Origin of the sequence: Collimonas sp. (assembly GCF_035566375.1) — a bacterium.
Taxonomy (GTDB): domain Bacteria; phylum Pseudomonadota; class Gammaproteobacteria; order Burkholderiales; family Burkholderiaceae_D; genus Collimonas.
In genome coordinates this window covers 1-13,700 of record NZ_DATMRK010000076.1, presented here as the reverse complement: position 1 = coordinate 13,700, position 13,700 = coordinate 1, and the positions used below count along the sequence as shown (strand labels likewise).

The 13,700-nt window shown below is 59.1% G+C and carries 12 protein-coding genes; 1 reads left to right on the top strand and 11 read right to left on the bottom strand.

Features of this window, described 5'->3' with window-relative positions:
* Nucleotides 1-292: 292 nt before the first annotated feature.
* The 8 genes from VNZ60_RS23330 to VNZ60_RS23295 all read right to left on the bottom strand — a co-directional run bounded on the left by VNZ60_RS23330 (nucleotide 293) and on the right by VNZ60_RS23295 (nucleotide 9,651).
* Nucleotides 293-1,111 carry a M55 family metallopeptidase gene (locus tag VNZ60_RS23330; protein WP_325663492.1) on the bottom strand — a complete coding sequence of 273 codons (819 nt, stop codon included), beginning with the start codon at nucleotides 1,109-1,111 and terminating at the stop codon, nucleotides 293-295.
* Nucleotides 1,112-1,131: 20 nt separating this feature from the next.
* Nucleotides 1,132-2,181 (bottom strand): DmpA family aminopeptidase, encoded by a 1,050-nt coding sequence (locus tag VNZ60_RS23325; protein WP_325663490.1) that lies wholly within the window; start codon nucleotides 2,179-2,181, stop codon nucleotides 1,132-1,134.
* Nucleotides 2,181-3,056, bottom strand: a complete 876-nt coding sequence (gene gsiD / locus VNZ60_RS23320; RefSeq protein ID WP_325663494.1) for a glutathione ABC transporter permease GsiD — start codon at nucleotides 3,054-3,056, stop codon at nucleotides 2,181-2,183. Before gsiD ends, VNZ60_RS23325 begins: the two co-directional genes overlap by 1 nt.
* A 50-nt stretch (nucleotides 3,057-3,106) precedes the next feature.
* Nucleotides 3,107-4,027, bottom strand: coding sequence for a glutathione ABC transporter permease GsiC (gene gsiC / locus VNZ60_RS23315; protein WP_325663488.1), 921 nt, complete (start codon nucleotides 4,025-4,027; stop codon nucleotides 3,107-3,109).
* Between the two features lie 136 nt (nucleotides 4,028-4,163).
* A complete protein-coding gene (gsiB, locus tag VNZ60_RS23310; protein ID WP_325663487.1) occupies nucleotides 4,164-5,717 on the bottom strand; it encodes a glutathione ABC transporter substrate-binding protein GsiB in 1,554 nt (517 codons plus the stop codon).
* Between the two features lie 58 nt (nucleotides 5,718-5,775).
* On the bottom strand, nucleotides 5,776-7,638 hold the full coding sequence (locus VNZ60_RS23305; RefSeq protein ID WP_325663485.1) for a dipeptide ABC transporter ATP-binding protein: 1,863 nt from the start codon (nucleotides 7,636-7,638) through the stop codon (nucleotides 5,776-5,778).
* A 38-nt stretch (nucleotides 7,639-7,676) separates the two neighbouring features.
* On the bottom strand, nucleotides 7,677-8,690 hold the full coding sequence (locus tag VNZ60_RS23300; protein ID WP_325663483.1) for an isoaspartyl peptidase/L-asparaginase family protein: 1,014 nt from the start codon (nucleotides 8,688-8,690) through the stop codon (nucleotides 7,677-7,679).
* Nucleotide 8,691: 1 nt separating this feature from the next.
* Nucleotides 8,692-9,651, bottom strand: coding sequence for a MurR/RpiR family transcriptional regulator (locus VNZ60_RS23295; RefSeq protein ID WP_325663482.1), 960 nt, complete (start codon nucleotides 9,649-9,651; stop codon nucleotides 8,692-8,694).
* 322 nt (nucleotides 9,652-9,973) lie between these two features.
* Between VNZ60_RS23295 and VNZ60_RS23290 the strand changes: the two genes are divergently transcribed.
* Nucleotides 9,974-10,477 (top strand): cupin domain-containing protein, encoded by a 504-nt coding sequence (locus tag VNZ60_RS23290; protein WP_325663480.1) that lies wholly within the window; start codon nucleotides 9,974-9,976, stop codon nucleotides 10,475-10,477.
* Between the two features lie 17 nt (nucleotides 10,478-10,494).
* Here VNZ60_RS23290 and VNZ60_RS23285 read toward each other — a convergent pair whose 3' ends face one another.
* The 3 genes from VNZ60_RS23285 to VNZ60_RS23275 all read right to left on the bottom strand — a co-directional run bounded on the left by VNZ60_RS23285 (nucleotide 10,495) and on the right by VNZ60_RS23275 (nucleotide 13,354).
* A complete protein-coding gene (locus VNZ60_RS23285; protein WP_325663478.1) occupies nucleotides 10,495-11,772 on the bottom strand; it encodes a dicarboxylate/amino acid:cation symporter in 1,278 nt (425 codons plus the stop codon).
* 221 nt (nucleotides 11,773-11,993) lie between these two features.
* On the bottom strand, nucleotides 11,994-13,082 hold the full coding sequence (locus VNZ60_RS23280; protein ID WP_325663476.1) for a WD40/YVTN/BNR-like repeat-containing protein: 1,089 nt from the start codon (nucleotides 13,080-13,082) through the stop codon (nucleotides 11,994-11,996).
* 2 nt (nucleotides 13,083-13,084) lie between these two features.
* On the bottom strand, nucleotides 13,085-13,354 hold the full coding sequence (locus VNZ60_RS23275) for a MoaD/ThiS family protein (RefSeq protein ID WP_325663474.1): 270 nt from the start codon (nucleotides 13,352-13,354) through the stop codon (nucleotides 13,085-13,087).
* Nucleotides 13,355-13,700 lie beyond the last annotated feature (346 nt).

Here is a 13,700-nt window from a genome sequence, read left to right as displayed (position 1 = left end):
GCCAAAAGAAAGTAAGCAAAGAAAAGGCGACCGCAAAGCCGTTGCCTTCCCTTCGGTCAGGTCCCCAAATGTAGCGGGTGCCAGTCGGGTGGGAGGACCAACTCGCTACGCTCAAACATGTCCTCCCACAATTCCCGACTGACACCCGCTACATTTGGCAACGTCCCAATGCGGGGCACGTCAAAAGCAACTGCAAAAGCAACTGCAACTGCAACTGCAAAAGCAACTGCAACTGCACCTTCAAAACCAGCTGCAACCTCAAAAACCCGTTCCTTGTACTTTGCCTACACCGCTAGCGCAGCATGAAAGACATGGCCGACATGCTGTTCAGCACCCGCACGGCATATTGGACGGACGGCGCTGAAAACGTCAGGTTGACGCCGTCGACTCTTTCCACGATCGGCAGCAGGCAGAACAGGTCGGCTAGCGCCGGATTGGTGGTTTGCAACCTGCAGGTGATGGCCGGCTGCAGGACAAAGGGACGACAGTCGGCGAGCTTGCTGACTGCGACCTTGGCGCCTTCACCCAGCAGCGCCAGGGCGCTTTGCGGCGACAGCGAAGTACCGCTGGCGGCGCCGTCCGCGGTCTTGACGCTGACTAGCGTGGCTTGCGGAAACAGCGGCTGGTTCTCCGCTACGAAGACATCGTCGCCACTGCCGAAAATCACCGGCACGCCAAACTCGCCGGCGAGGGCGCCGTAGATGCCGGCTTCACCGAGTTCCTGGTCGTTGAGCCAGATGCGGGCAAAGGAAAAGCCGTTGATGGTGTGCGCCAGGATGCCGCGGCTTTGGGCGCGGCCGTGGTAGCCGACCATCATCACGCCATCGACGCCGCTGTCGACGCCGCTCATCATGCCCAGCAGGCGCGGCTTGCCGAGGATCTGGCTGGCGGCCGGATGCAGCAGGTCGGGCAGCAGGTTGCGGAAGCCGCCATGCGAGTCGTTCACCACGATCTCGCTGGCGCCGCCGGCCAGCGCGCCTTCGATCACGGCGTTGGCTTCGGCTGTCATCAGGCGGCGCGCGCGTTCGTATTCGGGATTGCCGGCGCGGGTTTGTTCTATGTTAAAAACACCTGCAACGCCTTCGATATCAACGGAAATCAGGATTTTCATTGTGGCTTTCTGGTAAGAGTTTAAGACAGGCCGGCTGCGGCGTCGCGTAGCGACAAGCGCTGATGGCCATCGCGTCCGCTCACGGTTTCCGCTGCGAACAAGGCATTGACGATGGCTTGTTCGGTGCTGTCCACGACTGCTTCAAACAGGGGGTCCAGCAGATTGTCGTACAAGGAAAAGCTCCGTCCTAGCATGCTGCGGGGCCGATATGGCACGGTCTGCGCGGTTGAAAAAGCCAGCGCCAGGTCGCCGCTGCCGTGGCCGTAGATCGAGCCGGTACGGCCGAGCCCGATGCCGCAGCGGGTCGCCAGCCGTCCCAGCTGGCGCGCGTCGAGCGGCGCATCGGTGGCAATAATCATGATGATGGAGCCCATCTCGGGCGCCTCTGGCGACGGCTGCGGCAGGCGTAGACGCTGCAACTCCTCTCCGAGATGCCGGCCCGCCAGCGTCAATCCCGCCAGCTTGCCGAAATTGGACAGCACCAGCGCGCCGACGCAATATTGCTTGTCGCCGATGCTGGCGTAACGCGAAGCCGAGCCGAGCCCGCCCTTCAGGTCAAAGCTCGACATGCCGCGCCCGGCGCCCACCGCGCCTTGGGCAAACTCAGGCGCGGCGCTGGCCAGCGCTTGCTGATAATGCCCGGCCGTGATGGCCATGGCCTGGATATCGTTCAGATAACCGTCATTGCATTCGAACACCAGCGGATTGACCGTGGGGTCGCTGCGGCCGATTTCGGGGTTGGACTGGATCGCGGAAATGATCTGCGCGGTGGCGACGCTGCCGACTGACATGGTATTGGTCAACGCGATCGGCGTTTCAAGCACGCCCAATTCTTGCACTTGCACTAGCCCGATGCTTTTGCCGAAACCGTTGAACACCGTTGCTGCGGCTGGCAGCTTGTCGCGAAACAAATCGCCCTGATGCGGGCGAATCACCGTCACGCCGGTCTGTAACGGGCCTTGCGCCAGAGTGGCGTGGCCGACCGTGACGCCGGCGACATCGCTGATGGCGTTCAAGGGGCCGGCAGGCAGGCGGCCTATATGAGGCAGGGTCAGAGGAAGAGCAAGCATTAGCGACGATCGATCTTAGGGTCCAATGCGTCGCGCAAACCATCTCCCAACAGATTGAACGCCAGCACCGTAAAGAAAATCGCCAGGCTGGGGAAAATCGCGATATGCGGCGCCGTCATCATGTCGGCCCGCGCTTCATTGAGCATCGCACCCCATTCCGGCATTGGCGGCTGGGCGCCCATGCCGAGGAAGGACAGGCTGGCGGCAGTGATGATGGAGGTGCCGATACGCATGGTGAAGTACACCACCACGGCAGACACCGTGCCGGGGAAGATATGGCGCAAGATGATGGTGCGGTCGTTGGCGCCAATGCTGCGCACCGCTTCGATGAAAGTCAGGTGTTTCAGCGCCAGCGTATTGCCGCGCACCAGGCGGGCAAAAGTCGGGATGCTGAAAATCGCCACCGCGAGAATCACGTTCGACATGCCGTTGCCGAGAATCGCCACAATGCCGATCGCCAGCAAGATGCCGGGAAAGGCAAACAGCACGTCGCAGATGCGCATGATGATGCGGTCAGCCCAGCCTTCGTAGTAGCCGGCGATCAAGCCAGCCAGGGTACCCACCACGGCGCCCACCGCCACCGATGAAAAACCGGCGGTCAGCGAAATGCGGGTGCCCATCAGGATGCGGCTGAAAATATCGCGGCCCAGGGAATCGACGCCGAACCAGTGCGCCAACGACGGCCCGGCGTTCAAGGCGTCGTAGTCAAAATAATTCTCGGCGTCGTAAGGCGCCAGCCAGGGTGCGGCAATCGCCACCACGATCAGGAACAGTACGAAACAACCGGCGGCGACCGCCAGATGCTGCTTCTTGAACTTGCGCCAGAATTCGCTCCATGGTGTGCGGATGGTATTCGGCAGCGGCGCGGCGGCAATCGCGGCGACAGGATTGAGCGGAGTATTGACTGGAGTAGACACCGGCGGCCTCACTTGTAACGGATGCTAGGGTTGATGACGGCATACAGCACGTCAACCACCAGATTGATGAAAATGAATTCCAGCGAAAACAGCAGGATCTCGGCTTGGATGATCGGGTAGTCGCGCATTTCAACGGCGTCGATCAGGAGCCGTCCCATGCCGGGCCAGTTGAACACTTTTTCCACCACGATCGAACCGCCCAGCAAGAAGCCGAATTGCAAGCCCATCATGGTGACCACGGGAATCAGGGAATTGCGCAGGCAGTGCTTGAGCACCACGATGGTTTCCGACAAACCTTTAGCGCGTGCGGTGCGGACAAAATCTTCCTGCAGCACTTCGACAAAAGAGGAGCGGGTAAAACGCGCCATCACGGCCGCCACCGCGGCGCCCAGCGCCAACGACGGCAGGATGTAGTGGCGCCAGCTGTCGGCGCCTATGGTCGGCAGCCAGCCGAGCTGGACCGAGAACAGTTCCATCAGCAGCATGCCCAGTGCAAATGAAGGAAAAGAAATGCCGGATACCGCCAGCGTCATGCCCAGGCGGTCCGGCCACTCATTACGCCATACCGCAGAAACGATGCCGATCACCAGGCCGAACAGCACTGCCCACGCCATGCTGGTGACGGTGAGCCAGAAGGTGGGCCAGAAACGTTCGGCGATTTCCGTGCTGACTGGGCGCTTGCTGCGCAGGGACAGACCGAAGTCGCCGCGCACGGCCTTGCTGAAATAGTTGATGAATTGCAGATGCATCGGCTGATCCAGGCCGAGATCCTTGCGGATCAGCTCCACAGTCTGCGAATCGGCTTCAGGCCCGGCCACCAGCCGCGCCGGATCGCCCGGCAGCAGGTGGACGAACAGAAATACCATGACCGCCACGATCAGCAAGGTTGGCAACAGGCCCAGCAGGCGTTTTAAGATGTAAGGAAACATGGCGTGCTCTGGTTTTGCCCGCTCTGTCACGACAGATCCGGCGCGGATTATATGTCTCACCAGGTCTTTGCCTGGTTTGAGTAAATTCGATATATGGCGTACGCCGGATGGTTGCTTAAACCATCCGGCGACCGTTTTACTTCAACTCGATTTCATCGAAATTAAAGGAACCATCGGGCATCACATAGATACCCTTCAGGTTCTTGCTACGTGCATACAACAGCTTTTCAGTCACCAGGAAAGCCCACGGCGCATCTTTCCAGATTTCAGTTTGCGCATCTTTGTAGAGCGCGGTTTTTTCGGTGCGGTCGGTAGTGGTCAGCGCCTTGGCGATATCGGCGTCGACTTTGTCGTTCTTGTAGTAAGCCGTGTTGAACAGCTTAGGCGGGAACGATTCCGACGCCAGCAACGGACGCAGACCCCAATCGGCTTCGCCGGTCGAGGACGACCAGCCGGTGTAGTACATGCGTACCGGCGCGTTGGCCGCGACCGGTGCGCTTTCCACTTTCTCTACACGTACGCCGGCTTCCAGCGCCATCACCTTGGCCTTGATCCCGACCTGCGCCAACTGCTGCTGCACAAACTGGATGATCTTCTGTGCGGTAGTGTGGTTATAGGCAGACCATAATTCGGTTTCGAAGCCGTTTGGATAGCCGGCTTCAGCCAGCAATTGCTTGGCCTTTTTCGGATCGTATGCCCATGGTCCGGTTTTCAGCGCGTAATCAACGCCTTGCGGTAGCACGCCATCTTGTGGCGTTGCGTAGCCGTTGAAAGCCACTTTAATCAGTGCTTCCTTGTTGATGGCGTAGTTGATGGCTTGCCGTACTTTCGGATTATCGAAAGGTTTTTGCAGCGTATTCATCGAAATGTAACGTTGCACGATCGACGGCGAGGAGATCAGGTCCAGGTTGGGCTTACCTTTCAACAGATCGGCTTGCTCGAAAGGGATACGGAAGGCGAATTGCGCCTCGCCTGTCTGCATCACGGCGCTGCGGGTATTGTTGTCGATCACCGGTTTCCAGGTGATGCTGTCGATCTTCGGATAGCCCTTCTTCCAGTAGCCGTCGAATTTGCTGACCTTCAGGTAATCGGTCTGTTTCCATTCCTCGAACTTGAACGGGCCGGTGCCGACCGGATGGAAAGCGATATCCTTGTTGCCGTACTTCTTGAGCGCAGTCGGCGAAATCATCGCGGCGGACGAGTGCGCCAGGGTATTGATGAAAGGCGAGAACGGCTCTTTCAGCGTGATCTTGACTTCGTAATCGTTGACGATGTCGACCTTGGAAATGCGGTTGAACAAATTGAAGCGCTTGAGTTTGTTGTCCGGATTGATAACCCGTTCCAGCACCACTTTCACTGCATCCGACTTGAAGTCGGTGCCGTCCTGGAATTTGACGCCTTTGCGCAAACGGATGTTGTAGACCAGGCCGTCTTTGCTGACTTCATAACCTTCCGCCAGCACATTGACCAGTTTCAAATCCTTGTCGAAGCCAAACAGGCCTTGATAGAAGGACTTGATGGCCGCTTGCGACAGCGTGTCGTTGCTGTCATATGGGTCGAGCGTGGTAAAGGTCGAATCGACCGCCAGCGTGACGTCCTTGGCCGCAAAAGCCTGGCCGACGGTAAATTGGGCGGTCAATGCAACCGCGGTAGTCGCCAGTACCTTGCCGAAATATCGAGTAGTGCGCATGTGTTACTCCCCTGGTTCAAAGATCAATGAAGGTAGAACAAACAAAGCAAAAAAACGCTTAAAAAGCACCGGCAATCCGGTGAGTTGCAACAAAGTGTCCGGGGCCGACTTGCTTCAGCGGTTCGACCACGGGCAGGTCATCTATATTGCGGATCGGGCTGGGAATTTCTTCCGGCAGCATTTCGCGCTGGCGATGACGTTGATTGGGATCGGCAACCGGCACCGCCGCCATCAGCTTCTTGGTATAAGGATGCTGAGGATTTTCAAAGATCGCGCGGCGCGGACCGATTTCGACGATCTGCCCCAGATACATGACGGCAACCCGATGGCTGATGCGTTCCACCACCGCCATGTCGTGCGAAATGAAAATGAATGAGATACCCAGTTCGCGCTGCAGATCCAGCAGCAGATTGACGATCTGCGCCTGGATCGATACATCCAGCGCCGATACCGATTCATCGGCAATCACGATCTTCGGGTTCAGCGCCAATGCGCGGGCGATGCAGATCCGCTGGCGCTGGCCGCCGGAGAATTCATGCGGGTAGCGTTGTGCATGTTCTGGCAGCAGGCCGACCCGTTCCAACAGCGCTGCGACTTTTTCCTGTGCGCCTTCCGCCATGCCATGTACCAGCAGCGGCTCCATGATCGAATAACCAACCGTCAGGCGCGGATCCAGCGAAGCAAACGGATCCTGGAAAATGAATTGAATCTCGCGCCGCAGCGAACGCAGTTCCGAGCGCGGCAGCTTGGCCAGATCGCGGCCGCCGAATTCGACACTGCCGCTGGTGATGTCGACCAGCCGCAGCAGCGAACGGCCAGTGGTCGATTTGCCGCAACCGGATTCACCCACCAAGGCCAGCGTTTCGCCCGGATACAAGTCGAAACTGATTTGTTCTACCGCATGCACGCGTTGCTTGACGCGGCTGAAGACGCCGCTTTTGACATCGAAACGGGTGGTCAGCTTGCGCACCTTCAGCAGCGGTTGCTGCTGCGGATCGGAACCGGGAATGGTGCGTATGATTTTCGCTTCCGCCTCCATTTCAGGAGTGACGATTGCGCCTGCAATGGCAATCCGTTCCGGCAGGTCGGTGCCATGCATGGCGCCCAGGCGCGGTACTGCTGCCAGCAGGGCGCGGGTGTAGGGATGCTGCGGCGCTTCAAAGATCGCATGCACATTGTTTTCTTCAACCTTTTCGCCGCGGCACATGACCACTACCCGGTCAGCGATCTCGGCCACCACGCCCATATCGTGGGTGATGAAGATGACTGCCATCTGCATTTCATCCTGCAGTGCGCGTATCAGTTGCAGGATCTGCGCCTGGATCGTCACGTCCAGCGCGGTGGTCGGCTCGTCGGCGATCAACAGCGATGGCTTGCAAGACAGCGCCATGGCGATCATCACGCGCTGGCGCATGCCGCCGGAGAGCTGGTGCGGATGGCGATCCAGGATGCGGCGCGCTTCCGGGATGCGCACGATTTCCAGCATGCGCAAGGCTTCGGCACGCGCTGCGGCCATGCTCTTGCCTTGATGCAGGCGTATAGATTCGGCGATCTGCTCGCCAACCGTGAACACTGGATTGAGCGAGGTCATCGGTTCCTGGAAAATCATGGCGATTTCCGAACCACGGATGTGGCGCATGGTTTGCTGATCGGCGCTGGCCAGATCGACGATGTTGCCGTCGCGCCGCTGGAAATTCATGCGGGCGCCGGTGATGCGGCCGCCGCCATAATCGATCAGACGCATGATGGCTTGCGACGACACCGATTTGCCCGAGCCGGATTCACCGACGATTGCCAGCGTTTCACCAGCGTCGATATGGAAGGACAGATCGCGCACCGCTTCCACCTTGCGTTCGGAAGTGGTGAAGCCAACGCTCATTTGTTCCACCGTCAGCACCCGACGGCCAATTTGCTTGTTCATGGGATCGCTTTCTGTCGCTGATTGCATCGCTTTTTTCATCATTTATAGATTGCCGTTACCGGTGCTTCGCCGACCCTGGCAAAGCCGCGATACATGCCTTCGGTATTGAATGGCAGCGCTACATTGCCTTGGGCATCGATGGCGATCAAGCCGCCGCGGCCCTTATAACGCGGCAACAGATCCATCACCACTTGTTGTGCTGCGTCCTGCATAGACTGGCCAGCATATTCCATGCGTGCCGAAATATCGTAAGCCGCCACCGTGCGCATGAATGCTTCGCCGGTGCCGGTGGCGGAAACGGCGACGGTGCGATTGTTGGCGTAGCAGCCGGCGCCGATCAGCGGCGAATCGCCAACCCGGCCGACCCGCTTGTTGGTGATGCCGCCGGTCGAGGTGGCCGCCGCCAGGTTGCCGTGCATGTCGACCGCAACCGCGCCGACCGTGCCGAATTTGTCATCGGGATCGATGGGCGCAATTTCGATCTCGCTGGCCGCACTTGCCTCGCTTGCCGCCTGGCTGGTGGCGTCGTGATCGAGCAACAGCATGCCTTCCTGATCGCGCGCGCGCAGCCATTGCGCGTGCCGGGCTTCGGTATGAAAGTAGTCTGGTTCCACCATTTGCACGCCATGCTGGGCGACAAAGCTTTCTGCTCCCGCGCCTACCAGAAAAATATGTTCGCTATGTTCCATTACTGCACGCGCCGCCAGTATCGGATTGCGCACATGTTCGACGTTGGCGATGGCGCCGGCGTCCAGAGTGGCGCCGTCCATGATCGCCGCATCCAGTTCGTGGGTGCCGGCATGGGTGTAGACCGCGCCTTTGCCGGCGTTGAACAACGGGCAATCTTCCAGCATGCTGACCGCGCAGGCAACCGCATCCAGCGCGCTGCCGCCGGCCGCCAGGATTTTCTGGCCGGCGCTGAGGATTTCATTCAGCGCATCGTGGTAGGCCTTTTCCTGTGTGGTGTTCATGGCGCTGCGCAAGATGGTGCCGGCGCCGCCGTGGATGGCGATGGTGGCAGTGTGGTTTGAGGGAGTTGCATTGGTATTCAAGTTATTTCGCCTTCGCTGCAATTTTGTTGGAGGCGGCCTTGCCGGCCTTGTTCTGTGTACCCGGCTGCCGTTGTCCGTCCGGGTGATGGAGCCAGGGCAGCACTGCCTCCGTCATCTTCGACGCCGCATGCACTGAGCGATTGGCGCGATGGGCGACGGCGTCGCATACCGCCTGGATCAAGGCCAGCGCCGCCGCATCCGAGGTCGGCGACAACAGGCGTTCGGTCTGTGCGTACAAGGTCACGTCCGCCAACGGCACCAGCGGCGAGGTCGGGCCATCGGTAAACGCCAGCACTTGTGCCGAGCGTTCCTTGGCGCGACTGGCCAGCGTCACGGTATCGGTGACGTAGCGCGGGAAAGCCATCGCAATCACCAGATCGCGCTGATCGAGTTTAAAGAATTGGCGTCCTGCTTGCGAAGGCCCGCCTGGCCCGGCGGCCGGTATCACGGTGCGGCAATAGGGTTCCAATGCGTGCGCCATGAGGCCGGCCAGAAAGCCGCTGGCGCCGAAGCCGATGATGAATATCCGATCCGCATTGAGAATCATGCTGACCGCCTGGTCGCAATGCGCCGGCGATAGGGCGCGGCGGGTGGCTTCCAGGTTTTGCATGTCCGCGGTCAGCGCCGCGGCCATGATTTCCGCACTGCTGGCGGGGCGCAGCACCTGGTCGCGCAGTTTTTCAACCGGCGCCAGCGACGAAGCAAAATCCAGCACCAGCGCCGCCCGGAATGCCGGATAACCGTCGAATCCCAATGCATGGGCGAAACGGTTAGCCGTCGCCAACGACACGCCGACCGCATCGGCCAGTTCGTCGATGGTCATGGTGGCGGTATGGAACACGTTCGCCAGTACATAGTCGGCTGCCTTGCGATGCGCTTTCGATAACTCTGGATAGGCTTTGCCTATGCGTGCTGCGACCGCACTTTCGCGTTGCCATGCTGTGATTGCGGAATGTTGCACCGTCTGCCTCTTGGTTTGATTTTTATAATTTGTGTAAATATATTTTCATTTCGTTCGCAAGTAAAGAAAATTTATGGAAATTTATTTTCTTTTTTGGGATGTGTATTTTGTGTCATCGCGTGTGTGCGGAAGTGGTGCGCCGATGGTGCTTCGATTGTGCTGAAATGCGGCTTTGCACCATTTCTGTGTTGCGATTGTCCGCATCGGTGCATGTGTATTTAGTGGCCGAAATAAACCGGGAATTACTTTGGAGCACGCTTGCGTGTATTCTGCTGGGCAGGCGCCGGGTTCAGTTCTGGCGCCAATAATTCCGGAGAAAAGAATGAGTGAAAACGTAGAGAGTTTGAGCCGTCGCCTGATTCGCAACTTCAATACCGCAGAGCTCAAGCATGACTTGCGCGAGCCTTTGTACGACTCGCTTTGCGCGCGCCTGGCGACAGGCACCGCAGCACAGAAGCTGGGCGCCAGCATTGATGTCGTCGCCCCCGGCAAAATATCTTGCCCGTACCACTTCCACTACGCGCAGGAGGAGATGTTTATTATTCTGGAGGGCAGCGGTTCGCTCAGGGTGGCGGGAGAAATGCTGCCGCTGGTTAGCGGCGACATCATCTTCATTCCGCCCGGTCCGGAGTATCCGCATCAGATAGTGAATACCTCAGACCAGCCCTTGAAGTATCTTTCGGTCAGCACCAGGGAACAGCCGGAGGTATGCGAATACCCCGATTCCGGCAAGTTCCTGGCGATGGCGTCCGCCGGCGGCGAACGGGTCTTCGATGTCATCCAGCGCGCTGAAAACGACCTGGACTATTGGGATGGCGAGCCTTAAAAACAAGCTTGGATGGATCAGGCAGCAGCGTTGCTGTTCTGGTCCAGGCCGACATCGCTGTTGGCGGCATTGTAGATTTCCAGATCCAGCAAACCTTCTTCCTTGGCCACCAGCACCGGCACCAGCATTTGTCCGGTGACGTTGGTCATGGTGCGCATCATGTCGAGAATGCGATCGATCGCCACCAGGTAACCGATGCCTTCCAGCGGCAGGCCAGCCGAACTGAGCACCAGCGTCACCATCACGATCGCCGTGCCGGGCACGCCGGCGGTGCCGAAAGAGCCCAGCACCGAAGCCAGCATGATGATGAAATACTGCGACAAATCCAGATGCAGGCCGAAATACTGCGCCACGAAAATCGAAGCAATCGCCGGATAAATCGCGCCGCAGCCGTCCATCTTGATGCTGGCGCCCAGCGGCACCGCAAACGCTGCATATTCCTGTTTCACGCCGAGGTTATGCACCACGCTGCGCAGGGCGATCGGCATTGATGCGAAACTCGATGAGCTGGTGAACGCCACTTGCATCGCCGGGAAAGCGCCGCGGAAAAAACGGATCGGATTAAGGCGATGACTCAGCAGCAGGCCGCCGTACACCACCACGATATGCAGCGCGCACGCCAGGTACAAGGTGAAGACGAAATTCCCCAGCGGCAGCAGACGCTCAAAACCGTAGGAGCCGACCAGCGCAGCGATCAAGCCAAAGGTGCCGAGCGGCGTCATTTCCAGCACAAAACGGGTGATCTGAATCATGGCGCTGCTGGCTTCACCCATCAGTTCGCGCACTTGCTTGACCTTGTCGCCCAGCTTGACCAGCGCCATGCCAAGCAGCGCGGCAAAGAAAATCACTTGCAGGATCTTACCTTCGGACAGCGCCTTGAACGGATTCGACGGCACTACGTCCAGCAGCACCTGGATCGGCGTCGGCACTTCACGCACGGTGTAATCGGCGGCGATGCTGAGCTGGCCGAGGTTCTGGCCGGGATTGGTGAAATTGGCTACCAGCAGGCCGACGCCGACCGCCAGCACGGCGGTGACGGCAAACCACAAGAAGGTCTTGCCGCCCAGTGCGGCGACGCTCTTCATGCCATGCAAACTTGAAATGCTGTTGGTGACGGCAAAGAAAACCAGCGGCACAGCGATCATCTTGATCAGCGTGACATACAACTTGCCGAGCGGGCCAAACCAGGTTTCGGCGGGTGCGCCTACCAGCCAGCCGGCCAGGGCGCCGAGCACAAAGCCGCCCAGCACGCGTTGCCAAAAAGGGATGCGGAACCAGAGAGAGAAAATATTCATAGATTAATTTATGGAATGTCAGGGGCATCTGCCTGCGACGCCGAGGGTAAGGAGTATGGCAGGCCTGGAACAGGCGCGTAAACAGGTGAGCTGAGCAGGTGACCTGAGCCAGACGATCCGAGAGTATCGGGGCTGGCTGCAGCCGCGTCCAATATATTTTTGCTCTATCGATATGTCGAGCTGTTTCACCGCTATCGACGTCGCATAAATAATGAAACCGCTCAGCCAAAGCACACCGCATAAACCGGTGGCATGTTGGCGGAAATGGTCTGCCAGCTGTCGCCGGCATTTTCCGACAGCCAGACGCTGCCGGTAGTCGAGGCCATCAGCAGGGTGCGGCCATCATCCGCCACCGCCAGGCCGTGCCGATAGACCAGGTCGTAGCAGTGCTGCTGGGGCAGGCCGTTGCGCAAGGCCGTAAACGATTTTCCGCCGTCGCTGGTGCGGGTGACTGCCAGGGCGGCGTCCGCTGGGATCCGCGTCTGGTCGGCCACTGCGGGGGCAAACCAGGCGGTATTGCCGTCGCCTGGATGCACGGCTACGGCGAAACCGAAATTCGGCAAGGGCGCAGTGCTGACTTCCTGCCAGTCTGCGCCAAAGTTCTCTGAGCGCCAGATGCCGTTGTGGTGCTGGCACCAAAGCTGATCGGGGGTTTCCCTGGCGCCGACGATCCGGTGCGGATCCTGGATATTCTGGTCGTCGCCGCGCTCCGGCGGCATGTAGCCCGCGTGCATGCCCTTGGCGCTCAAGCTCCAGCTAGCGCCGCCGTCACGCGTGACCCAGGCGCCGCCGCAGGATATGCCGACCAGCACATGACGGCTGTCGCGCGGATCGACGCAAATGCTGTGAATTCCTGGAACATCGTAGCCGCCGCCGAACCATTCGCGGCGCTCGGGAGCATCCCACAAGGAATGCATCAGCGTCCACGATTCGCCTCGATCGCTGGAACGGAACAGGCCGCCCGGCAAGGTGCCGGCCCAGATCACGCCGGGCTGGTCGACGCCGCCGCTAGCAAGCGACCAGATGAATTTAACGGTCCACTCGACCGGGTCGCCTGAGCCTTCCGGTTTGAGGGGATAGGCCGGTGCAGCAATTTCAGTCCAGTGCTCGCTGCCGCCATCCTTGCGATGCAGTTTTACGCCGAAGTGGCCAAGATTCAGCGCCGCATAGACAGCACCGTCACGCGGATCCGCCAACACCATGGAGACCGGCTCGCCGAGAAAGGCAATCGGTCCCAGGCTCCAGCTGCCATCCTGCTTGAGTAGTTCAAACAATCCTTTGCGGCTTGCGATCCAGGCCCGTTCAGTCATGGTCAACCTCCGGAGAGAGCTTGCAGAATGTGCACCTTGCTGTGCGCCGTCAGTGGCGCGTTCAGATGCACGTGGTCACGTACAGTATGGCCGTCGATGAAAATGGCGACATTCGGCCGCAGGCAGCCTTGCTCATCGAGCAGATAAGCGCGCAAGCGCGGGTTCGACGAGAACGCTGCTTCCAGGCCCGCGCGCAAGGTGAGGGCGTCGGTATGAATTTCCGGCGCTGCGATGAAACGGGCAAGTTGCGGAGTGAAAATGAGTGTCGCCATAGCTTGTTACCATCAGTCACCAGAATTATCCAATCAGGATCGAAGCTCTGCCGCAGTTACTTATTGCCTGGTTGCGCTTAACAACCGCAGCTAACTGGGGTCAGAGTGAACTTTCTGTGCGCTTTTTGCAGAAACTTCACTCTGACCCCACTTAGCGGGCCACGGAGTAGCTGCCTTTAAAAAGAACAAAACCACCCAGTGCGCTCTGTCTTTCTCCGAATCCGTCATGTGGGGTCAGATACCGTCTTGAATAGCAAGCCCGTTGGTTAAATAATTTGGATCGAAGGGCTTGCCAGTACGGACCACCCCGTAAATAAGATGCGTCATTTTGTGCATGACGGCCCCG

Coding starts and splice junctions, on each gene's coding strand:
- gsiB (WP_325663487.1), bottom strand. CDS start 5,717: ATGCGCACTACTCGATATTTCGGCAAGGTACTGGCGACTACCGCGGTT.
- VNZ60_RS23330 (WP_325663492.1), bottom strand. CDS start 1,111: ATGAAAATCCTGATTTCCGTTGATATCGAAGGCGTTGCAGGTGTTTTT.
- VNZ60_RS23275 (WP_325663474.1), bottom strand. CDS start 13,354: ATGGCGACACTCATTTTCACTCCGCAACTTGCCCGTTTCATCGCAGCG.
- VNZ60_RS23305 (WP_325663485.1), bottom strand. CDS start 7,638: ATGAACAAGCAAATTGGCCGTCGGGTGCTGACGGTGGAACAAATGAGC.
- VNZ60_RS23285 (WP_325663478.1), bottom strand. CDS start 11,772: ATGAATATTTTCTCTCTCTGGTTCCGCATCCCTTTTTGGCAACGCGTG.
- VNZ60_RS23325 (WP_325663490.1), bottom strand. CDS start 2,181: ATGCTTGCTCTTCCTCTGACCCTGCCTCATATAGGCCGCCTGCCTGCC.
- gsiC (WP_325663488.1), bottom strand. CDS start 4,027: ATGTTTCCTTACATCTTAAAACGCCTGCTGGGCCTGTTGCCAACCTTG.
- VNZ60_RS23290 (WP_325663480.1), top strand. CDS start 9,974: ATGAGTGAAAACGTAGAGAGTTTGAGCCGTCGCCTGATTCGCAACTTC.
- VNZ60_RS23280 (WP_325663476.1), bottom strand. CDS start 13,082: ATGACTGAACGGGCCTGGATCGCAAGCCGCAAAGGATTGTTTGAACTA.